The sequence below is a fragment of the Kribbella sp. NBC_00359 genome, assembly GCF_036097425.1.
Lineage (GTDB): Bacteria > Actinomycetota > Actinomycetes > Propionibacteriales > Kribbellaceae > Kribbella.
The window spans coordinates 8564003-8585791 of sequence record NZ_CP107975.1; the positions used below are offsets into that span (position 1 = coordinate 8564003).

Annotated in this window: 19 protein-coding genes; 11 read left to right on the top strand and 8 right to left on the bottom strand. The window is 66.7% G+C overall.

Going from position 1 to position 21789, the window contains the following annotated elements; translation table 11 throughout:
* Positions 1-121: 121 nt before the first annotated feature.
* Positions 122-1039: a GntR family transcriptional regulator gene (locus OG876_RS41310; protein WP_328522189.1), complete on the top strand. Its 918-nt coding sequence runs from the start codon at positions 122-124 to the stop codon at positions 1037-1039.
* Between the two features lie 251 nt (positions 1040-1290).
* Here the strand turns inward: OG876_RS41310 and OG876_RS41315 are convergent, their stop codons facing one another.
* The 5 genes from OG876_RS41315 to OG876_RS41335 form a co-directional block, all read right to left on the bottom strand.
* Positions 1291-2190, bottom strand: coding sequence for an IS3 family transposase (locus OG876_RS41315; protein WP_328518669.1), 900 nt, complete (start codon positions 2188-2190; stop codon positions 1291-1293).
* Positions 2187-2498 (bottom strand): transposase, encoded by a 312-nt coding sequence (locus OG876_RS41320; protein WP_328518668.1) that lies wholly within the window; start codon positions 2496-2498, stop codon positions 2187-2189. The genes OG876_RS41315 and OG876_RS41320 overlap by 4 nt, the downstream gene beginning before the upstream one ends.
* A gap of 1004 nt (positions 2499-3502) precedes the next feature.
* Complete coding sequence (locus OG876_RS41325; protein WP_328522190.1) at positions 3503-5689, bottom strand: TolB family protein; 2187 nt, start codon at positions 5687-5689, stop codon at positions 3503-3505.
* A gap of 798 nt (positions 5690-6487) precedes the next feature.
* Positions 6488-7009 carry a hypothetical protein gene (locus OG876_RS41330; RefSeq protein ID WP_328522191.1) on the bottom strand — a complete coding sequence of 174 codons (522 nt, stop codon included), beginning with the start codon at positions 7007-7009 and terminating at the stop codon, positions 6488-6490.
* A 790-nt stretch (positions 7010-7799) separates the two neighbouring features.
* Positions 7800-8063, bottom strand: a complete 264-nt coding sequence (locus OG876_RS41335; RefSeq protein ID WP_328522192.1) for a hypothetical protein — start codon at positions 8061-8063, stop codon at positions 7800-7802.
* 3 nt (positions 8064-8066) lie between these two features.
* Here OG876_RS41335 and OG876_RS41340 point away from each other — a divergent pair, with 3 nt between their 5' ends.
* Positions 8067-8384 carry a VOC family protein gene (locus OG876_RS41340; protein ID WP_328522193.1) on the top strand — a complete coding sequence of 106 codons (318 nt, stop codon included), beginning with the start codon at positions 8067-8069 and terminating at the stop codon, positions 8382-8384.
* 158 nt (positions 8385-8542) lie between these two features.
* Positions 8543-8923 carry a VOC family protein gene (locus OG876_RS41345; protein WP_328522194.1) on the top strand — a complete coding sequence of 127 codons (381 nt, stop codon included), beginning with the start codon at positions 8543-8545 and terminating at the stop codon, positions 8921-8923.
* 1262 nt (positions 8924-10185) lie between these two features.
* Here OG876_RS41345 and OG876_RS41350 read toward each other — a convergent pair.
* Together OG876_RS41350 and OG876_RS41355 are read right to left on the bottom strand one after the other, a co-directional pair.
* Positions 10186-10962, bottom strand: coding sequence for a GAF and ANTAR domain-containing protein (locus OG876_RS41350; RefSeq protein WP_328522195.1), 777 nt, complete (start codon positions 10960-10962; stop codon positions 10186-10188).
* An 887-nt stretch (positions 10963-11849) separates the two neighbouring features.
* Positions 11850-12839, bottom strand: a complete 990-nt coding sequence (locus OG876_RS41355) for an RNA polymerase subunit sigma-70 (protein ID WP_328522196.1) — start codon at positions 12837-12839, stop codon at positions 11850-11852.
* A gap of 122 nt (positions 12840-12961) precedes the next feature.
* On the opposite strand from OG876_RS41355, the gene OG876_RS41360 reads away from it, so the two are divergent.
* The 7 genes from OG876_RS41360 to OG876_RS41390 all read left to right on the top strand — a co-directional run bounded on the left by OG876_RS41360 (position 12962) and on the right by OG876_RS41390 (position 21185).
* Entirely contained in the window at positions 12962-13534 is a 573-nt protein-coding gene (locus tag OG876_RS41360; RefSeq protein WP_328522197.1) for a dihydrofolate reductase family protein, read from the top strand.
* Positions 13531-14934, top strand: a complete 1404-nt coding sequence (locus OG876_RS41365; RefSeq protein WP_328522198.1) for an MFS transporter — start codon at positions 13531-13533, stop codon at positions 14932-14934. Before OG876_RS41360 ends, OG876_RS41365 begins: the two co-directional genes overlap by 4 nt.
* On the top strand, positions 14934-15413 hold the full coding sequence (locus OG876_RS41370) for an SRPBCC domain-containing protein (protein ID WP_328522199.1): 480 nt from the start codon (positions 14934-14936) through the stop codon (positions 15411-15413). The genes OG876_RS41365 and OG876_RS41370 overlap by 1 nt, the downstream gene beginning before the upstream one ends.
* A 355-nt stretch (positions 15414-15768) precedes the next feature.
* Positions 15769-16953 (top strand): hypothetical protein, encoded by a 1185-nt coding sequence (locus OG876_RS41375; RefSeq protein WP_328522200.1) that lies wholly within the window; start codon positions 15769-15771, stop codon positions 16951-16953.
* Between the two features lie 306 nt (positions 16954-17259).
* Entirely contained in the window at positions 17260-20037 is a 2778-nt protein-coding gene (locus tag OG876_RS41380) for a LuxR C-terminal-related transcriptional regulator (protein WP_328522201.1), read from the top strand.
* An 80-nt stretch (positions 20038-20117) separates the two neighbouring features.
* Entirely contained in the window at positions 20118-20363 is a 246-nt protein-coding gene (locus tag OG876_RS41385; protein WP_328522202.1) for a hypothetical protein, read from the top strand.
* 45 nt (positions 20364-20408) lie between these two features.
* Positions 20409-21185, top strand: coding sequence for a DUF4386 domain-containing protein (locus OG876_RS41390; RefSeq protein ID WP_328522203.1), 777 nt, complete (start codon positions 20409-20411; stop codon positions 21183-21185).
* Here OG876_RS41390 and OG876_RS44195 read toward each other — a convergent pair.
* Positions 21127-21627 carry a hypothetical protein gene (locus OG876_RS44195; RefSeq protein WP_442914207.1) on the bottom strand — a complete coding sequence of 167 codons (501 nt, stop codon included), beginning with the start codon at positions 21625-21627 and terminating at the stop codon, positions 21127-21129. The two genes, OG876_RS41390 and OG876_RS44195, sit on opposite strands and share 59 nt — an antisense overlap.
* On the opposite strand from OG876_RS44195, the gene OG876_RS41400 reads away from it, so the two are divergent.
* Entirely contained in the window at positions 21548-21712 is a 165-nt protein-coding gene (locus OG876_RS41400; protein ID WP_328522205.1) for a hypothetical protein, read from the top strand. The two genes, OG876_RS44195 and OG876_RS41400, sit on opposite strands and share 80 nt — an antisense overlap.
* The last annotated feature ends 77 nt before the right edge of the window (positions 21713-21789 follow it).

Below are 21789 nucleotides of genomic sequence, written 5' to 3' on the forward strand. Positions count from 1 at the left end.
GACCCGCGCCCGCCGACCGTTGACGAGGTCGGTCGCCTGCTCACCGAGGCCTGGGTAGAGGACGAGGACTGGGGGCGCCTTCCTGTCAACGAAGACAACGACCGGCAATCGACGCGGGGAGATGTGCGCGCTGCGGTGGAGCGATCGCTCGCGCCGGGAAGGCGCCACGTCGGTCCTCAGCGTCCGGCGCTCGATCTTTGTGAACGACGCCGGCCAACTTGAGGAGAAGGACACCAAGACGCATCAACAGCGGCGGATCGTCATGGACCCTGAGCCCGACGCAGTCCCCGACGAGCACGAAGCACGCTGCCGGCAGCGCGCCGACGACCTCGGCATCCCATTCGACCCGAACGGGTACATCGTCTCTTCAGCGCCAGACGGAAGTCGGCCGCTGCACCCGGACTCCGTCAGCAAGCGCGATGCGAGGTTCGCGAAGCGACTCGGGATCGATACCGAGCTGAAGAACCATCGCCACTACAACGCAACCGACCTGATCATGGCGGGCTACAACGTGCGCTCCGCCGCTGGCCGCTTGGGTCACTCGGGCGGTGGCACCACGACCTTGCGGGTCTACACGGCCTGGTGGTCCGAAGCAGATCAGCGCGCGGCAGGATCCACCCCTGTGCGTCTCCCCGCCCGACCGGCGGCACGTGAAGGCGGGACCGCGAAGTCTGCCGTACCTGAGGTCACGGACGAAGCCCTGAAGCCATACGAGCGCATTGCCGCCGATCTCCGCGGCGCCATTGATGCTGGCATCCTGGCTCACGGCGATCCGCTGCCACCGGAGAAAGCGCTCGCCGCCCGCTACGGCGTCGCACCCAGCACTGCTCACCGGGCCGTGGCTCTGCTTGTCGCGGCGGGCCTCGTCACGGCATCAAGAGGAAAGCGTGCAACCATATCCACCAACGATGACGGTCCCCTGCAACTGTCACGGAACTCCAACAGACCAGAGCCGCCGGCCCCATCTCCAGCCACACCTAATGTCGTCCGTCCCGGATCGGGTACGAGACCGAGCGCCGCCGGCGGGTCTACTACCTGAACAACACCTGTCTCCATGAGACGGACAGCTGGCCGACGTCGATCGGATGGTCGGAGGAATAGTCCATCAATACAGGTGAAGGCCCCAGATCAGTGCGGCGCTGAGGGCCAGCTCCGGCAACGGCAGTGATCGGGCCAACGCGAAGGTTGGCATGCCGGTCCGCGCGACGGAACCTAATCTCCTTTCGATCCAGGGTTCTGAGCCGGGTGGGGTTGACCCGGTTCGACGGACACGGTTGGTGTGAGGTCGGTTCAGGCTACCTGTTCGAGGGTGGTGGGTTGGGTTGATTCGAAGGTGGCGGGGCTGAGGTAGCCGAGGGTCGAGTGGCGTCGGCGGGTGTTGTACCAGCCCTCGATGTAGTCGAAGATCGCGCTGCTGGCGGCCTTGCGGGTGGGCCAGGTGCGGCGGTGGATGAGTTCGGTTTTCAGGGTGGCGAAGAAGGATTCGGCGACCGCGTTGTCCCAGCATTGGCCCTTGCGGCCGACTGACAGTCTGACACCGAGATCCCTGGCCAGGTTGGCGAACTGGGCCGAGGTGTATTGGCAGCCGCGATCGGAGTGGAACAGCACATCGGGCGCCGGCCGGCGCCGATTCACCGCGTCGGTGAGCGCCTCGGCGACCAGGCCGGTGCGCAGATGATCGGCTGTCGCCCAGCCGACCACCCGCCGCGAGGCGAGGTCGATCACGGTGGCCAGGTAGAGCCAACCTTCCCAGGTCTGGATGTAGGTGATGTCGCCACACCAGCGGCGGTCCAGCTGGCCGGGGTGGTCGGGGTCGATGCCGAAGTCGCGGCCGATCAGGTCCGGTCTGGTGGTGGCGCCCGGGTCAGGGATCGTCGTCTTCTTCGAGCGTCTCGGGATCCGGCGATGGAGGTCGGCGGCTCGCATCAGCCGCACCACCCGCTTGCGGGAACATCTCTCACCTTGAGCTCGGAGTTCGCGGTGGACCCGCGGCGAGCCGTAGGTCAGGCGGGACTCGTCGTGGATCTCGACGATCTTTGCGGTCAGGACGGCGTCGCGCTGCGCGCGCACCGAGGGGCCGCCGGTGCGGTCGGCGTAGTAGGCGGAACGAGAGACCTGCAGCAACTCACACGCCCGCTTCACGCTGTGGTCGCCTCGCTTCTCCGCCTCGATGAACGGGTAACAGTTCACCGGGTCTCCTTCACGAAGAAAGCCGTCGCCCGCTTGAGGATCTCGACATCCTCCCGGAGCCGGCGGTTCTCCCGCCGCAACGCCGCCAGCTCGTCCTTCTCGCTCGTGGTCAACCCGCCATCACCGGTGCCGGCATCGCGTTCGGCCTGCCGCAGCCACTCCCGCACCGCGGTCTCGGTCAGGTCGAAGTCCTTCGCGACCTGACCCACCGACCGGTCACCGCGCTGACACAACTCCACGATCTCGGCCTTGAACTCGGCCGTGAACGAACGCCGAGGCCGCGGCTTCTTCTTGCCCATAGACTCCATGATGAACATCCTTCCGGAGCACCAGCTCCTGATCTCGGATGTCCGTCAAAACGGGTCAGGCCCAGGGTGCCCGGATAGCGTTGACGCGCGACGTTCGCAAGAGTGCGGTAGTGACCGCGCGCGGCCAAACTCGCAAAGAGGACCAGGGCCGATCCTGTGATCGCGAGGCTGAGCGGCGGGTGGTGCCCAGCGAGATACCACACCCAGGCGGCCACCAGCAGAAGGACCACAGCGGGAACAGGTAGGGCGAAGAAGCGGCTCCAGAGCACGATTGGACGGCCCTCTTTGCTCAGCTTCTCGAAGATCCTGTCGGCAAGCTGCCTCGCCCCTGGTTCCTCGGCCATGAACGAAATTGTTAGCGGTAGGCCAGCGCGCAGGTCGACAACGAAGTTCGACGACCCGTGGATTGCGAGCCGCCTGATCCGCCAATCGGCCTCACTCGCGAGCCTGTCCAAATCTACGACGTCTATGGCTGACCTGTCCGGCGGCAGCGTGGGTGCAAGGGAATCGGCGGCGGGGCTGAAGGGGTGGAAGCATGCATACGCCTCCCCGTAGTGCTGTTGCACCATGCCCTTAACGTCGCGGACGGTGTCTGGCTCCAGCACGAGGGAACGTGCCCTGATCTGGTTCATATCGTCGATTCTGGTTGGCCCGAACAGCCAGTCAAAAGCCATGACGCAAGCCTAGGGCCCGCCGTGTCGGTTCGCCGTCAGATCGCTCGGACTCGCTTGACCGTCCCATGGGTCATTCTCAGCGGCAAGGGGAAACCTGAGGCACGGAAGTCCTATCCCCTGGGCAAGTCTTGACGATGTGAGCTCAACGGCGACCCGACGCGGTCGTCAGAGTGGCCGCGGCGCAGGTGGGATACGCCTTGTGGACTCCACGGAGCCCGAAGACCCCGGCGTGGCGGGTGACGACAAACCATGGCCAAGGCCCTCGAAGCAATCCGGTCAGCGCCGGCGTCTTCGGCACCGCGCAACAAATGGCCAACTGGTTCCCGAGCGCTAGCCGGGAGGAGGAGGGACCGAGTTGCACGTTGCGGCATTGTTCAAGAGAGTCCGGCTTCGGGCGAGCAGGTCGGTTGCCTGGGTGCCGGTCGGCGTAGGTACCGCCGGTGGCACGCTTCTCCCTGGGAACGGGTCGGTTCGCGTGGGCTGCAAGTACTTGAGCCAGCGCAGGGGCGGTTCGCTGTCCGATCCGAGGTGGACTGCACAGCTCGCCTGGCCGGACGCCGACGGAAGACCGCCCACCATCGCGTATTCGAAGGCGTTCCAACCGAATCCGGTCGTACCGAGAACCACTGTTTCGCCCAGACTCACCTCACCGGCTACGGTCGATCCGACCACTCCGGCCGTATACGTCCAGCCGTCGATCAGCCTGTCCACCTTCCAGTTCTCAGGAGGCGGGTCGTTCGGGAGACCGAAATATCCGTAAATGACAGCGGCGGACACGCCCGGTGTGCCCAAGCCACGGTGAAAGCTCACGTAGACCTCGCCCGATTGAGTCACCGTCACGGTCAGCCCTGCGACGGAGGCGTCGCTGCCACCAGAGATGTCGGCCGAGATGTAGTCGGGGCTCCGCGTCGGCCCGCGCACTATTGCCTTGAGTGCAGCGATCAAGTCGCACGTGGTGTGGTTGCCGACCAGCGCGAAACTGACGGCCGGCGCCGGCGGAATCAGATAGTTCAGTCGGAGGCAGGTAGGCCCATCGACGAGGTGGATCGAGTGGGTCGCCCAATTCAGGGTCTCCACGCGATAGGTTGCCAGGTCGGTCAGCTTCACGGTCAGGGTGATGTCGTGGGGTACGGCGTCGTCTGTGAATACGTGCACCAGAATGTGCCGGGGGAAGTTGTCCTTCCACAGGTCGAACGTCGTCGGCTCGATACCGAACGGTTGCATCGCGTGACGCACGGATTTGTCGTCGAGGTTGTTCCCCGAGGATTTGACCAGGTCGAGGAGCCGCTGGAACTGCTGTTGCTTCGCAGGGGTGTCCGCGAAGGTGGTATTTGCAGCTCCTCCCCTGCCCGGGAACTCCCAGTCGAACTCGGCCGCTCCCCAGCCTGCCGGAATCGCGTCGAGCTCCGGGTAGAAGAGGACGGGACTGAGAAGCGGTGAGGCGGATGGCGGATCCATGCGGAATTCGGACCCCTTATGCACCTGCACGCTCAGCGGCACAGTCAGCTCCGCGGTCCTCGGCACGGACCGTATTCCCCATCCTGGGAGCCGCAGGAGCGGGGTGTAAGCCCCGATCTCCGGATAGCTGTGGCCGTTGCGCTCATAGACTCCGACGGTGATGACACCGCCCGACGGTCCCACCTCCAGAGTCCTCAGCTCTTGCGTGGTGCCGCCGGGGCCATAAGCGTCGTTCCAATTGGTGAAGGCGGGGGCGGCCGGCGGCGGCACGCCAAGCGACGACGGATAGCTCAGTACGGCGAGGAGTCCTTTGACGGGGATGCCGGCCGGAATGAAGACGGGCTGCGCTGCGACCAGAGCACCCCAAGCGATGAACGCGTGGCTGGTGAAGGACTCGTCGCTCGTCCCGCCACCAGATCTGTGCAGCGTGGTGACAAGGGTGTAGGTACCTGTGGAGGCATACGTATGATCCGCCCGAACGGTTCCATTTGCTTTCAGCGGGTCCCCCGAAAGAGCCACCGTCGCTGCGCTCCTCGCGGAACTGTCTCCCCAGTCGACGGTGGCGGAGTAACTGGCGGGCGACTTCCGTGGGTTCAGGGCCGCGAAGTCTGCGACCGGAACCGAGGCGAGTGGAACCCCGAAGCCGCCATGAACGTCGAGACCACGGCCCGCGAGGAGGGAACTCGGTCCGAGGGCGCCGCCCCACCGTGGGGAGTACCCGTTGTCGGGTGGGCCGAAGGCGAGCACCACGTGCTCCCCGGTCGGTCCGCTGGCCTGGAGAGCGACGAAACGCTGGTCCAGACCCTGCAGCGCGCCCCGCTCCACCAAGATGGTGGAGCCGTCTGGAGCCCAACTCGGCGACGAGTCGAAGCTTTGCGACGGCATATCGAGCCGGCGAGCGTCGGAACCATCAGCCTTGGCGAGGGTGGTGCCCGAGGGGGTGTACGGGCGGGACGGGTCCCGCCACGCGGTGAAGGCGATCTGAGTGCCGTCAGGCGACCACGCGGCGTCGGCGCCGCCAGGGATGACCATGGTTGCTGCCCCGCCCTGCTGGGGCACGGTGTAGACACCCGGCGGATTGGTCCCGCCTGGGTCGACGACGAACAGGATCGACCGTCCGTCCGGCGACCATCGGCCACTCCTGCCGAACGCGCTAACCAGATGCCTCCCCGTACCGTCGGCGTTCATCACCGAGACTCCAGCGCGGGCCTCCGCCTGTTGGGTGTACACCACGCGGCCACCATCCGGCGACCATGAGGGATCTCCACCCGATCCCCGGTCGACCGGATTCGAGCCGTTTCCGGCGGCCAGCCAAACGTGGGAGTCGGCGTTCGAGCCGACGAAATAGACCAGTCTGCCACCGTCCGGCGACAACTCCCCGCCATCGACGACCCCAGCAGAACCACTCACCAGCGTCCTACGCCCGCCGCCGTTGCCATCAACGGCGCACAGCCCGAACGACGCCCCCGACCTGCAGACAAACGTGATCCGAGCGCCCGTACCGTTCCCGGTCCCGGTGATCTGGGAGACCGGAGCAGCAGGGGCCGACTCCGGCGGCGGGGAGTCCTTGCACCCGGCAATCAGGACAGTGATCGACAGGAGGACGATTGCTGCGCCCATCCCACGCCCCCGCACCGGCCCAAGGTGGTGCATCATCGGATTGGCGCGACGCGAGTGAGTAACCTCATCGGAGCGGAATTGCCGGACTGTATGGAGACTTGTTCGTAGCCACGGCTAGCTGAAAGGCCGTAACCGGAAGCGACTCCGGCAGGACACCGCTGAAGATGTCCTGGGTGAGATCAGCACCTGCGGGGATGGTCGCTGGTAGATCCAAATGGTCTTTAAGCGATAACAGACTCAGCTGACACAGCTTCGGGTCATGCTCGTTTGGCCGCTGCTTGTATCCATAACGGGGACCCAGACCCCCGAAGAATTGCTTGCCCCCGGCGCATTCTTCGCGCCCCACGCCTCACAGTCCGGGTATGGCCTGAAAGCAGCCATCGGACCCTTCGTGGTGGTGATGCCCGGCAGGTTCTTCGAGTCGATCACCAGGACGAGATTTCGGACCAGGTCAACGAACGGCGCGGGGCGGTCCGTCTGCACGTTGTGCTCGTTCAGCCGCAGAACAAGGTTGGTGAGCCCGGGAGGAGCGGGGTTGGCAGGGTCTGCGGTCGCTGACTCATCGGCGGAAACCATGCTGACGATGACCTTGAAGCCGTCGCTGCTCGTGATCAGCAGAGTAGGACCTCCGCCGGAAGCGCTGGGGCTGGGGTTGGCCTGCGATCCACTGCTCGCCGGCGGCGAAAGCGCCGTTGCCCCCGGTGATGCCGCCGAGCCGTTGCCGCCGCACCCGGCCAGCGCAACCCCCAACAAGGCCACCAGAAGGGAGCCCTTGCGGAACCGACGTCGGGCTGCATGGATGCGGAGATGAAGCCTCGACGGCCGCTCTCGCCCGGACTGGTCGCGATATGACTCCATTTTGGTCCCCGCTCACGATTCTGTCCGAGACCTTCGCCCTCCGGGACCCGATGTCGGGTCAGGCAGTGGGCTGTTCAGCGGAAGCATGGGACTGCTGCCAGTGTACGCGCTTCCGACTCGTCCGAACGGGTCTTGTCGGTTCCGAGGGCCGGCGAAGCGTAGCCATCAGATTGACGGCACATCGCCTGTCGACATCGGACTGACGACCTTCTCATTACGAGGAAGACCTACACCGTCACATCCGCTCTCTACCAGCGCTTCTAGCAACACGGCCACCCCCAGCGAGCGCGAGATTCCCCATGCGTATCCGCCATTTTGTGCCACGAGTGATGCCACGCGGCGCGCGTCCGGGGACGAGGGCGGCGAGGGCGGCCGCGGCGAGGACGACCCTCGAGATCCTCGCCATTACCCGGCCACTCTTCGACGGCCGGTACGAGTTCTACCGCCGCGCCGTCCTCGGTATGCGATACGCCGCGATCAACGCGCAGTGGATTGGTTGAGCCTGCGCAGCTTGGCGATCTAGGCGGCGGTGGCGCCTCCACCGTGGGGCTTTGCGCGGTGGTGGGAGCCGTTGCCCGATTGCAGTAAAGCTTGGGCTACGGACATCAGGATCGGGGTTCGAGTCGCTGCGTGCCGCTTCGGGCGGCGCGAGCGCTCGAGGTGGAGGTGGCAGTGCGAGACGGCGAGCTTGTCAGCCGTCGTGGAACCCGTCGGTGAGCAGCGGCCACGCCTTGTGGAGTTCCTGCTGCCAGTAGACCCAGTTGTGGGTGCCGGGCGAATACAGGTCAATTTGGGCGTCGAGGTGGAGTGCACGCACGCGCTTGACGAACGCCTCGTTCTCGGCGCGGATAGCGATTTCGATCTGGTCGGCGGTCGCGCGGCATGAGCGTGCACCCGGTTCTCGTCGGGCACTACGATCGAAGCGTGGGCGACCGAAGCGATCCTCAAGACGCACGACATGGTGGAGATGATCCGGTGGTATGCCGCCGCCGGCTTCGACGTGCGTGACCGCCTTCCCGATGACAATCCCGCCTGGTGCGAGGTCGCCCGCGACGGCGTTGTCTTGCAGTTCCTCTCCGGGGACACGCCGTGGCTCGGCGCACCGACGCTCACAGGTTGTCTCTATCTCTACCCGCCGAGTGTGGCCGCCGTGGCCGAGGAGCTCAAGGGCAAGGTCGACCTCCCCTTTGGCGTCGAGGAGCGGGAGTGGGGAAGCCGCGAGCTGGTCGTGCAAGACCCGAATGGCTACTACCTCACGTTCGCCGAGGACCTCTAGCGAGCCGCGTCGATGTGGGCGAGCTGAAGCGGAGGGATTGCGCGATCGCCGGGCGAGTTCGATCGAGCAGATCGCGGCTGCGCGCGGATCGCGGGCTACCTGTGCATCGGTCCTCATTTCGGAGGCCGAACCGGAAAACCCATGTCGGTGTCTCGCCGGTGGAGAATGTCGATGTGAGGATTGAGTTCACCCTCGACTGCGCTGACCTGGACCGCATGACGAGGTTCTGGCAGGACGCCGTGGGGTTCGTCGTGGTTGGCGTCATCGAGGGCCGGTACGTCTCGCTGCGTGGGCACGATGTTGCTCTCACTCTTCAACAGGTTGAAGAGCCCAAGACCGTCAAGAACAGGATGCACCTCGACCTGCTGGTAGACGACGTTGAGCTGGAGGTGAGCCGGCTGGAAGAGCTGGGGGCCTCTCGACTGACTCCGACCGCACGCGAGGAGTTCGGTCAGACCTGGTTCGTGCTGGCGGACCCTGAGGGCAACGAGTTCTGCGTAGCCGGCGAGCCGTCAGGGATTGGGCCGTCCAGCGGTTAGCTCCTCGGCAGGCATACCGCATATCCGCTGCTTGCGTTGGCCGGCGCCCCGGGGGGGCCGCCAGGCTTGCAGCTGGTTGCGAATCAGTTGGCTGACATTTGTCGCGTACCTGCACCTGGATCACTGTTGCCTCGGTGGTTCTGCCCAGTTGGCCGGGCAATGCGGCTGCCGACGTTCTCATCGCGAGGAGGAAGGTCACCGTCACATCTGCCGTCTTCAGGCATGATTCGTTGCAAGGAACCTATCTCCGGTGCCCTATTTCTCATCCGTATCGGGCAGTTCGCTCCACGAATGGATCCACGCCGCCGCTACAACACCCCCGCCCGCTGGCCCACTCCGACCCACGAGCAGGGGCGGTCTGCACCGCCGCCGGCGTCAACCCCGACCATTACCGCGTCTGGACGCACGAGGGACTTGGCGGCGACCGCGCCGGCCACCTCATGCGCGGCCTCCTTTCGAGACGTTTGGCCTGGGGCACCTGGGACAGGTCAGCTGGCTCCCTTCTCGAGCGGGATCCAGCTCGCGCTGGCGTGGATAGACCAGCGTCGGGCCGCAGATCCGTCCGGCCGGCCAAGTAGTTCTGGGGCCTACGGGGGAGTTGGCCGGGAGGATTTGCGGTTGACGGTTTCGTGTCAGGCAGTGATTGCGGGGTCCGGTAGCGTTCGATGGAGCTGGTTGCGGGTCCACCCCCGATGCAAGCCAGTCAGACTGACCCCGCGCCATCCCCCGGCCGGGGTCGGTCGTGACGAACGGCCAGACGGTGGGTGTGGGGGCGGGTTCGAGTTCGGGCGTGCCGAACGGGTGGTAGCCACAGCCGATGCAGGAGCAGCCGACCACCCGGTCGTTGTCGTAGTTGCCCGTCGGATCCAGGAGCAGAACGAGGGTGTACTCGTCGCCGGGTTGACAGCGGTGGGACACCAGTCGTCGCCGCCGAGGTGATCGGCGGCGAGCCAGTCACACAAGACCTCGTGATCAGCACGCTGGTGGTGGCATGTCCGTGGAGGTCATAAGGGTCTGGAGCGAGTGGCCAGTCGGTGCAGTGCCGACTTCGGAGGAAGCTACGCAGGCGGTCATCTTCTATGGGGAGCACGACTCGTATCAACCTCACGCGTAGGTCATTAGTAGCATCCGCACATCGCCATGAGCGCGCGGATCGCGGCTAGATGAGTGCGTTCGTCCCTACGCTTGCGCCATCGACCAGACCGTACTTCTGCGAGCGCCGGTAGGCAGTTCAGGGTGATGCCGTCTGGGTGCCCGGGGATCTAGGCACCGACTGGACGGTTCGCCGAGCCGCGTTGGCCATCCTGATTCCCGGGAACGGCTTCGGCATTCAATGGCCGGGCTTTTGTGCCCGGGAGTTTGCGTGTGTCGATGAGTTGCTGGGCGACGTCGCGCAGCTTGGTGTTGGTGTCTTGGGAGTAGCGTCTGAGGACGGTGAAGGCCTGGTCGCAGTCGAGGTCGTAGCGTTCCATGAGGATTCCCATCGCCTGTCCGACCAGTTTGCGGGCGTCGACGGCTTGCGCGAGGTTCGCCTCGCGGCGGGCGCTCGCGAGCGCGACCGAGGCGTGCCGCGCCAGGATCTGCGCGACGGCAATGTCATCGGGCTCGAAGGCGTCGGGTGTGGTGCTGTACAGGCCGAGCATCCCGACGGTGTCTGTGCCGGTGGTGAGTGGCACGTCCAAGACGGCGCGGACGCCGAGTTCACGGACCTCGGCAGCCCATTGGGGCCAGCGACCGTCGGTGGCGGTGTCTCGGACCAAGACGTCCTGGCCGGTTCGCATCGCCTCGACCAGCGGCGCTTGCCCCGATGCCATGGCGTGATAGAAAATCTCGCAGACCAGCGGGTCGGTTGCCGCCGGCACCTGCGGCCGTCCACGGCTGTGCAGGGCAATACCGGCATGGGAACAGTCCAGGGCCTGGAGCGCGAACTGCACGACCGCATCGACGGTCTCCTCGAGCCCGCCCGCGCCATGCAACTCGATCGCCAACCGGGCGAACGCCTCCGCGGTGCCTGCACCGGCAAGGTCAAACGTCGCCATCTCGGCCTCCCGGGGCGGCGCGGTGCGAGCACCTCGCTGACCGGTGTGATCTATGCCATCCATCACGGCACTTATCGTGCCGTGCGCCCATTATCCGCTCAACCTGACCGGCAGGACGCCTCAGGTGACAAGACTCGGGCGTCTGCCTGGGGGGCTAGGGGTCGCCTCGCCCAATTCCGCGATCCATGCCGTCGCCCACCAGGAGTAGCGGACTGGCGCGTACCGGAATACGCTCGAGGATCTAGGGGGTCATACCGGGGGCCTAGACCCGGAGCGTCACCCTCCCACGCACCGCTGGGCCCTTCACTCGCCGGCCCGCGATTTAGCCACTTCGATCGATGTCGTTCTCACGATGAGCAGGCGACTGAGTTCTCACGCGCTCAAAGCACCTCTCTCCCAGGAAGCGCAGGAAGGTCTTCTGGACGCAACTCCGCCCGTACCCGGAGACACCGCATGCCGTGGCGGACTTGTCCAGCTTGGGTGGCGGCGTCGGCAGTGACCTCGGCGCGAGCCTTCGCCTGTCGGAGTCGAACCGACGACCTTCTCATTACGAGGAGGAACGACACAGCCGCATCTGGCCTCTACCAGCAACTTTGCCATCGTTGAGTTCGCACCACGGCAACATGTCCCGCGCGAGTTGACACCATTTCGCACCACGAGCCGCACCACGCGCATGACGACGCTATACGTCGTTGCCTCAGGCCGGGCCAGGCGGTGATCCACCCTATGTAGGCCGACAACCCGCAAGGCTCTCGCCGAGCGCAGCCGCCCGTTCGCCGCCCCTGGCCCCGCGCCGAGTGGGCAGGCCAGAGTTGACCAGCTCGGTGGCGAACAGCCGGCGGAGGTGTCTGCCCACCCGAGGGCGTCGCCGGACCAGCCTCGGGAGCTTACGACTCAGGTCTCGCGGAGGGTCCGGCGGGCAGCCATCGCGGCAGGCCGAACGCGGCCAGGTGGGAGGACTCGAAACGGGTCAGCGCACTGACCCGGTCGCCGCGGATGGCGAGGACGAACAGGCCTGTCGCGTGGAAGTTCCCGTCCGGGGTGAGCACGTAGACGCCGAAGGCCGGTTGGCAGTTCGCCTCGGTCCCGACGAGACGGTAGCGACGGCCGGTCGCGAAGAACAGCTGGGTGAACTGGCCGACGAGGTCGCGGCCGACGTACTCCAGCGGCATCGGGGGCATCGAGAGGAACACGTCGTCGGTGAGCAGGGCCAGCAGGCCGTCGAGATCGGAGGCCTCGTACGCGCGGGCGAACGAGGCCGCGGTCCGCCGGGCCTCGGCCGACAGATTCCCGTCGTGTGTCGGCAGGTCCCGACCCGCACGAGCCATGCCGGCTCGCGCACGCTTGAGTGCGCTGTGCACAGCCTGCTCGGTCGTGGCGAGCATGTCGGCGACCTCAGCGGCGGAGAAGCCGAGCAGGTCCCGCAGCAGCAACGCCGCGACCTGGCGGCGCGGGAGGAGCTGCAGCGCGGTCAGGAACATGAGCGAGATCGTCTCGGCCTGCTCGACGTGCTGGTCCGGGCCGGGCGCGGCCGCGCCGGTGGGCATCGGCTCGAGCCACACGACCTCGCCGAGTTTCGTGGGTTCTGGCGGCAGGAAGTCGGGCACGTTCCACTCCATCTCGCGCCGGCGCAGCATCGATCGGCGGACGTTGAGGCATCGGTTGGTGGTCACCCGGTAGAGCCAGGTCCGCAGTGAGGAGCGGCCCTCGAACTCGGGCAGCCCGCGCCAGGCGGCGACAAGGGCCTCCTGCAGTGCATCCTCGGCGTCCTGCATCGACCCGAGCATGCGATAGCAGTGCACCAGGAGCTCGCGCCGGTACGGCTGCACCAGTGTCGCGAATGCCGCGGCGTCCACGGGGACTGATTGATCGGTCATGTCTCGCCTCCACTGATGACGACACCGCGCGGCCTCGAAACTGGGCGCTCGTTCCGCGCCCAATCGGACCGGTCCGTGGTGCCAGTACCTGCGACCACATCACGACCGGCAGGAGTCAGGCCATGGGCAGGATCGTCATCAGTACCAACGTCACCCTCGACGGGGTCTCGCAGGACCCGACCGGTGAGGAGGGCTCGAGTGTCGGCGGCTGGTTCCTCGAGATCAGCGAGGGCGACCGCGCCGCCTGGGCTGCTCTCGAGCACGAGGAGGCCAAGAACACCGCGGCCTACCTGGTCGGCGGACGCAGCTACGAGTGGTTCGCAACGCGCTGGCTGGGCCGCGAGGGCGAGTGGGCCGCGGTCCTGAACGGCACGCCGAAGTACGTCGTCCGCTCGCACGCCGGGCGGTCGGACTGGGGGCCGACGACCGTGCTCGACGGCGACCTCGAGGCCGCGGTGAAGGACTTGAAGGCCCGCACCGACGGCGACATCGTCGTCTACGCCAGCTATCAGCTGGTCGAGTCGCTGCTCGCCTATGGTCTCGTCGACGAGATCCGCCTGGTCGTCTTCCCCAGCGTCAACGGGGGCGGCGGCCGGCTCTTCGACAGCGCACGCGCCCGCCTGTCGCTGCGTGAAGCCCGGCCTCTGGGTACGTCGCTGGTCTACCTGAACTACGACGTCGAGGTGGCGGCATGAGCACGGCCACGACCGCCCCGTCGACCGGGGTCCGCAGCGGTGCCGTCCTGGCACTCGCCTGCGCTGCACAGTTCGTCGTCGTGCTGGACGTGGCCGTGGTGAACGTCGCGCTCCCGTCGATCCGCGCCGATCTCGGCTTCGGCACCGGCACGCTGCACTGGGTGATCGTCGCCTACGCACTGATCCTCGGCAGCTTCCTGCTGCTCGGTGGCCGGATCTGCGATGTCTTCGGCCGTCGTACAGCGCTCTGCGTCGGGCTGGCGCTCTTCACGTTGTCGTCCGCCGCGGCGGGTCTGGCAACGAACGCGGGGATGCTGCTCGGCGCACGCGCCGCGCAGGGGCTCGGCGCCGCGTTGATCCCGCCCGCCGCGCTCGCCACGATCGCGATCACCTTCCCCGACCCGGGCGCGCGGGGGCGCGCTCTCGGTCTGTACGGTGCCGTGACCGGTATGTCCGCCTCGGTCGGCGTCATCGCCGGCGGCGTGATCACCGAGACCCTGGGTTGGCGCTGGGTCTTCTTGGTGAACCTTCCGATCGGGCTGGTGCTGGCGGTCGCAGCGCTGGCGCTGCTGCCGCGCCAGCGCCAGCGAGCCGGCCGGCTGTCCAGGGGAGTCGCCTCGAGCGTGACCGCTTCGGCCGGCATCTTCGCGCTGGTCCTCGGACTCTCCGAGGGCAGCACCCGTTCTTGGTCCGGGGCGGCGAGCATCGGTCCGCTGGCGGCCGCCGTCGTCCTGCTGGCCACGTTCCTCGGACTCGAGCGTCGTGATCCGACGCCCTTGGTCCCGCGCGAGATCCGGAGCCGGCCGGTCCTGAGTGCGGCGGCGACGGCGTTCTTCCTGTTCGGTGCCCTGCTGGCCTTCATCTTCCTCGGCTCGCTGCTGATGCAGCAGTTGCTGGCGTATTCGTCCGCGACCACGGGGCTCGCCTGGCTGGCGATGACGGTGACGTCCTTCGTGGCCGCAGTACTCACCGGGACGAAACTGCTTCCGATCCTCGGCGTCGGAAGGCTCATCGTCGGCGGGCTGGTGCTCCTGGCGGCGGCCGCCGTCCTCGCAAGCCTGGTGGGACCGGACGCCCACTATGCCAGCGGCCTGCTGCCCGCACTCCTCGTTGCCGGCGCCGCAGGGGGCCTTGCTGCCCCGGCTCTGCAGATCGGGGCTCTGACCGGAGTGCCGGAGCACGCGGCCGGCGTGGCCGCCGGGTTGTTGGAGACGATGCGCGACGTCGGCGGCTCGGTGGGCATCGCCTTCGTCGCCACTGCGCTCGCGTCCGCCGCCGGCTCCGGTTCGGACCTGGCCGATGGCTTCCACCACGCCTATTGGATCGTCGCCGGCCTCGCCGTCCTGGGCGCCGCGACGGCGATCGCAACCATCCGACCCAACCACCCCAAGGCCACCTGATGACGAACTCCTACAGCCTCGAACTCCATCTCCCCGTCGGACCTGATCAAGTACTCGCGGCGATCCACAGTCCCGCGACATGGTGGTCCGAAGGCATCACGGGGCCGACGGCCGACGTCGGCGACGAGTTCGACTATCGCTACGGCACCGTCCACCACAGCCGGATCCGCATCGCGGAGTCCAGCTCGGAGCGGGTGGTGTGGCTGATCCTCGAGAACGAGTTCGGTTTCCTCGAGGGCGAGGACGAGTGGATCGGCACCCGCTGCGTCTTCGATGTCGCCCCGACCGAGTCCGGCACTGCACTGCGGTTCACGCACGACGGCCTGTTCCCGCACCTCGCCTGCTACGACGTGTGCAGCCAGGGCTGGGATCACTACGTCGGCTCCAGCCTGGTCGCGGCAATCACCGACGGCCGCGGAACGCCCAACGCCAAGGGCACGGCCCGGACGTCGTACGAGGCCTCGCTCCCGTCCGACTAGCGGCTCCGGCTCGCAGAACGGCCCCTGACGCTCACAACCGCCGGAAGACGTTTGCGCAGGTCAGGGGCCGCTTCCAGGCACTCACTCGGTGGGAATCACCCACGCATGACTAGTGAATGGTGAGGACTGCTGTCGCCACACCTGCACACCGTGAAGTCGCCCGGCGTGACGCGGTCACCTATCTGAGACGACTGCACGCATCATCCGAGTTGACTGGTGCAGAGAAGGTCATGGCTCTCGATCCAGCTCATCGGCACCCCAAGCACGACGGTGTACGTGATTGCCATGGTCGCGTGGGGCACGTTCGCGCTGGCATCGCTGCATCCGCCGGCGAGGGCTTCCTAGCGTGGAAGGTGTGGCGGTTGCGGCCCCCGAACGGGGGCTGGAGAGTCAGCGGCTCGGCCCGGCCTGGTTCGCCGTTTGCACCGCGGCTGGTGTCGACCCGAACCGGTACCGGGTGTGGATTCATGAAGGCCCGGAAGCAACCGCACCACCTGTCGCGGGTTCGACGGTCGCTGTCACCAACTGGTCAGCGCTAGTCCTTCCAACTCGCAACCTTGAGGCGGTGCTGGCGCACGAGCTCGCGCATCGTCTCGCGCTCCCTAGGCCCGTATCGCTCATCGTGTGCTGTCTGTCGATCCCTGCCCGACTGATGGGCAAGGCGCTCCGCGCCACCTGGAAACAACCGGTCGTCGGATTTCTGCTGAAAGTGTTCTTTGTGATCTACGCCCTCGGCATCATCGGCATCTGGGCCTGGTGGGGCTTCACCTACGAGATCGTGTTCCTCCTGTCACCGCTGGCAGCTCCTTTCGTCGTGCCGGCCGCCGCGAGAACGTCGGAGATGTACGCCGATCGGATCGCGCTCGATCTCGGGTACGGTCCCGCATTGGCGGAGGTCTTCACCGGCCGCGAGTATCAGCGTGCGCAGACCTGGGCAGCTGCACCGCAACAGGGCATGAAGGACTCCCAGCCGCTCGATCTGCTCGTGCCGGTATGGATGCGAAGGATCGCGATGCTGGGCATCGCTCTGATCGCCGCTGGCTGCGACGCCGGCACTGCAGGCCAAGCGTTCGTGGCGCCGGAGAGCTCTGCTCGATCTGGCATGTCGATCGCCCCTGGGACCACGGCCGTCATTGGGCTCGGAGATCTCCAACTGGCCGACCCGGGTAAGACAGCGAAGCTGGTGTCGTTGTCTGTGGCCGGCGACCAGGTTGGCGCGCAGGCCGGTCACGTCCTGGGCGTGAAGGTCTATCGCTTAACGGACAGCGGGGGCATTGGTGCGATTACCGAGGCCGACCTGTCCGGCGTGGACGGTAACGGCGGATGGCAGCTCGAGGCACCCGCCGGTGCCTTCGTGACTGACGGGGAGCCTCTTGGTGTGGCGGTACTCGTCCAGGGAGAGGCAATGGGCACCTGGTCGTCTGACTCGTTTGTCGTCGAGTACACGATCGACGGACGCCGCCAGACCCAGCGATTTCCACTTGGCGCTGGCCTGTGCGTCGTCACAAACCCAGACGCTGGCGCACGCTGCGATCCCTAGACCGTAGGGGGGCCCGTGCGCGTCAGGCGTTGGCTGCAGCGCAAGACATTCGGCTGGATGGCGAAGCGCGCGCTTCGCGGCAAATGAGTGCGTCCAGATGACGCGGGTCGGGACCTCCGGCCGTCCGCAACCAACCACCAAGGGCTCAAACGGTCGTGGCGAACTCCGCATTCCGCGGAACCACGTGTGGTCAGATGGTCTCGAGCGAGCTGATGGCACGGTCAGTCCCCGGAACCAACCGCTGTCTCGCTGGCAACAAGTGCTTGTCGACGGCACATGAAGACTGGCTCCTGAGGGGAGATGGGCATGGCAGGCCCACTGCTCGAGACCAAGCTCCACGTCCCCAGGGGACGACGCGGTCTGGTAGCGCGTCCGAGACTGAGCGAGCGCCTGAGCCGCGGGGCGGAGTCGACGCTCACGCTCGTCTCAGCTCCGGCCGGGTACGGTAAGACGACGTTGCTGACGGAGTGGCTGGCAGGCGCGTTTGCCGAAGGACGGTCCGCGGCGTGGCTCTCGCTCGACTGGCGCGACAACGATCCCGCGTTGTTCTGGTCGTACCTTGTCGCCGCGCTGCAGGCAGCGTCGCCGGGGGTCGGTGCCGGTGCGCTCTTGCTCCTGCAGTCGTCTCAGACGCCGATCGAAGCGGTCCTCGCCACTCTGCTCAACGACGTCAGCGCCAGTTCGGACGTCGTCGTGCTCGTGCTCGACGACTACCACGTCATCGACGCACGCGACGTACAGGACGGGATGGCCTTCCTGCTGGAGCACCTCCCCCCACAGATGCACCTGGTGATCGCCAGCCGCACAGACCCGACGCTGCCGCTGTCTCGCTTGCGAGGGCGCGGCGAGCTCGTTGAGATCCGCGCCGCCGATCTGCGCTTCACGCCTGACGAGGCCGCGGCGTACCTAAACGAGGTGATGGGACTGGTGCTGACGGCGCAGGACGTCGCAGCGTTGGAGGGGCGCACCGAAGGGTGGATCGCCGCACTCCAGCTGGCGGCGCTCTCGATGCAGGGCCGCGCCGACATCGCAGGCTTTATCGCGGGCTTTGCCGGGGATGACCGGTACATCATCGACTACCTGGTCGAAGAGGTCTTGCAGCGCCAGCCCGACAATGTCCGCAGCTTCCTGCTGAAGACCTCCATCCTCAGCCGGCTGAGCGGCGCGCTCTGCGATGCCGTGACCGGCCAGCATGGCGGCAAGCCCATGCTGGAGGCTCTCGATCGGGGGAACCTGTTCCTTATCCAGCTCGACGACCGCCGCCAGTGGTATCGCTACCAGCATCTTTTCGGAGACGTGCTGCGAGCGCATCTGCTGGACGAGCAGCCTGACCGCGTCCATGAGCTGCACCTGCGCGCGAGCGACTGGTACGAGCGGAACGGCGAACGATCCGAGGCGATCCGCCACGCGCTGGCCGCCGAGGATTTCGAGCGTGCGGCGGACCTGGTCGAGCTGGCGATCCCGGCCATGCGCAGGAGCCGGCAGGAGTCCACAGTGCGTGGCTGGCTCGAGGCGCTTCCCGGCGAGGTGGTCAAGGTCAGGCCCGTGCTGATTGTCGGGTATGCCGGAGCGTTGCTGTTGTGCGGCGAGCTCGAAGGCGTGGAGGCGCGGCTGGAGGACGCCGAGCGGTGGCTGGACACGACGACCGGTACCCATGTGGGACCGGAAGCCTCGCCGGCGGGGATGGTCGTCGTCGACGACGAGGAGTTTGGAGGCGTCCCGGGGACGATCGAGCTGTATCGCGCTGCTCTGGCCCTGGCCCGGGGCGACGTGCCCGGCACCGAGGGGCATGCCCGGCGGGCGCTCGAGCTTTCGCCTGAGGAAGACCACCTCCGGCGCGCATCGGCATCGGGGCTGTTAGGGCTGGCGTACTGGACGAGCGGAGACCTGGATCAAGCGCACCGGGCGTATGCCGACTGCATGGCGGGGCTGAGGCGGGTCGGGCATGTCGCCGACACCTTTGGGTGCGCGATCGCGCTGGCGGATATACGGCGTAGGCAAGGCCGGCTCGGCGACGCGATGCACACCTACGAGCAGGCCTTGCAGCTCGCATCCGAGCAGGGCGGGTCGGTGTTGCGGGGGACGGCGGACATGTATGTCGGGATCAGCGAGATCCACCGCGAGCGGAACGACCTGCCTACCGCCATGCAGTACTTGCTGCGCAGCCAGGAGCTCGGCGAGCACCTCGGGTTGCTGCAGAACCCATACCGCTGGCGTGTCGCGATGGCTCGGGTACGCGAGGCTGAGGGGGATCTGGGCGCCGCACTCGACCTGCTCAATGAGGCGGAGCGCCTGTATGTCAGTGACTTCTTCCCCAACGTGCGGCCCGTCCCGGCGTGGAGGGCACGGGTCTGGGTCGAGCAGGGGGCGTTGGGTGAAGCGCTCGGCTGGGCGCGTGAGCGAGGACTTTCCGTTGACGACGACCTGAGCTACCTGCGCGAGTTCGAGCACATCACCCTGGTCAGGGTGCTCTTGGCCCAGCCCAGGGCAGAGCGCGCAGAGGGCTCCATCGACGAGGCGACCCAGTTCTTGGATCGGCTCCTGCAAGCAGCAGAAGAGGGGGGAAGGACGGGGAGCGTCATCGAGATCCTGGTGCTGCAGGCGCTGACCCACCAGACACAGGGCGACCTTCCTGCTGCACTCGGATCGCTGGAACGTGCCCTGACGCTGGCTGAGCCGGAGGGCTACGTCCGAGTGTTCGCGGATGAGGGCGCACCCATGGCCATACTGCTAAGAGCTGCCGCACGAGTGGCACCTGGCGAACAAACGGGGATCGCCCGGGACGATGTGCGTCGGCTCCTGGCGGCCGTTGACAAGACTGAGGACAGCCCTCCCGTCAGTCAGGGCTTGCCCGAGGACCGACAGGGTTTGGTTGAGCTACTGAGCAAACGCGAGCTGGAAGTGCTTCGGCTGCTCGGGACCGACCTGGACGGCCCGGACATCGCCCGCGAGCTCGTGGTGTCCCTGAACACCGTGCGGACCCACACCAAGAACATCTACGCCAAGCTCGGCGTGAACAACCGTCGGGCAGCGGTGCGCCGGGCCGAGCAGCTTGACCTGTTGTCCCGGACCCGCGACCGCTGAACCCGGCGCCGGCCAGATCACCACATAGATCACCACACGTGGTGATGCCTGCTCACCACATCCGTTCCTACCTTTCGAGCATGCGAACGAACGGACCGTACGAAATCCGCCTCAAGGGGCACCTGGATTCCCGATGGGCCGGCTGGTTCGACGCACTGACCATCACCAACGAGAACGACGGCACCACCCTCATCCAAGGCTCGGTGGTCGACCAGGCCGCGCTGTATGGCTTGCTCCAGAAGATCCGCGACATGGGCCTGCCGCTGGTCTCGGTCACTCAGGTCGAGCCCGACCAGCCCGATGTACCCACCGCCGATCCTCGATAGCTCATTCACCCACTAAAGATCAATCGCGAAAAGGGATAGACCGACATGGCCACCACCGTCCAGACCGCAGCAACGACACGAGTCCCGAAGGACCCAACGCGAAAGACCTCGCTCGTCGCGGGCATCTTCTACCTGATTACCTTCGTCTCAATCCCCACACTCGCCCCTCCAGCCCTCTACAGCTCGGTAACGGGCAAGGACTTCGTCATCAGCTCCGCCGCCGACACCCCCGCCCTCTGGGGCTGCTTCCTCGAGGTCATCGTCGCCCTCGCCGGCATCGGCACCGCCATCACGCTGTATCCGGTGGTCAAGCGACAGAACCAAGGCATGGCGCTCGGCTTCGTCGCCTCCCGCACCCTTGAAGCCGCCATGCTCTTCACCGGTGTCGCGAGCCTCCTCTCGCTCGTGACCCTGCACCAGGACCTGGGCACAGCGGCCGGAGCCGACGCAGCCTCGCTGGCCGCCATCGGCGCGTCGCACGTCGCGACCTACCACTGGGCGTTCACGCTCGGAGGAAGCCTCATGCCGGGCATCAACGCCATCCTGCTGGGCACCTTGCTGTACCGATCCGGCCTCGTGCCACGCGTCCTTCCCATGATCGGACTCATCGGAGCCCCACTGCACCTCACCGCGGTAGTCCTGACGATGTTCGGCGTCGTCGACCGGGTCGGCACGGTGACGGGGATCGCCGTCATCCCGATCGCCTTGTGGGAGCTCTCGCTGGGCGTCTATCTGATCGTCAAAGGCTTCAAGCCCTGCCCCATCACAGATGCCATCCGCGAAGAGGCAACCCCGCCCGCCTACCGCGAGGTCGCCGTCTGAGCGTCGAAAACGCGGCCGGGCCCACCAAGGGCCCCGCCGCTTCGTCGACGTGCGCGCTCAACGAACACCCTTCACCGGCAGGATGGCGAATGCTCCGATGATGGCGCAGAGCCCGGCGATCGCGTAAAGCACGCCGTAGCTGCCGCTGCTGATCGCCAGGATGGCCGGCGCGATCGCCGGCGCGATGGAAAACGGAAGCGCGCCCGCGATGTTGAACAAGCCGAGATCCTTGGCAGCGTTGTCCTTGTCCGGCAGCACGTCGACAACTAGCGCGAGGTCGACGGCACCATCCGAGCAGGACGACCGGGATGTTGGGTGCCAACGCGACAACGAGGACGCCGAGGGAGCCGACCACCAGGCCGATGACCATCCGTGGCCGCCGCATGCCCAGCTTCGACGAGGTGCGGTCGCTCATCTTCCCGAAGAACGGATTGGCGAAGATTGACAGCAGGGAGCCGGTCGCGGCGACAAGCGCCAAGCTGTTCGGTCGCCTCGCTGGCACCGGGAAGTTCGGCCAGTTGTCGTGAGTAGCCGTTGAGGCAGCGCGGCCGGATCACGAGCGGTCGACGCGGCTGGGTGTGGCCGGATCTTCCAATAGAGGCTC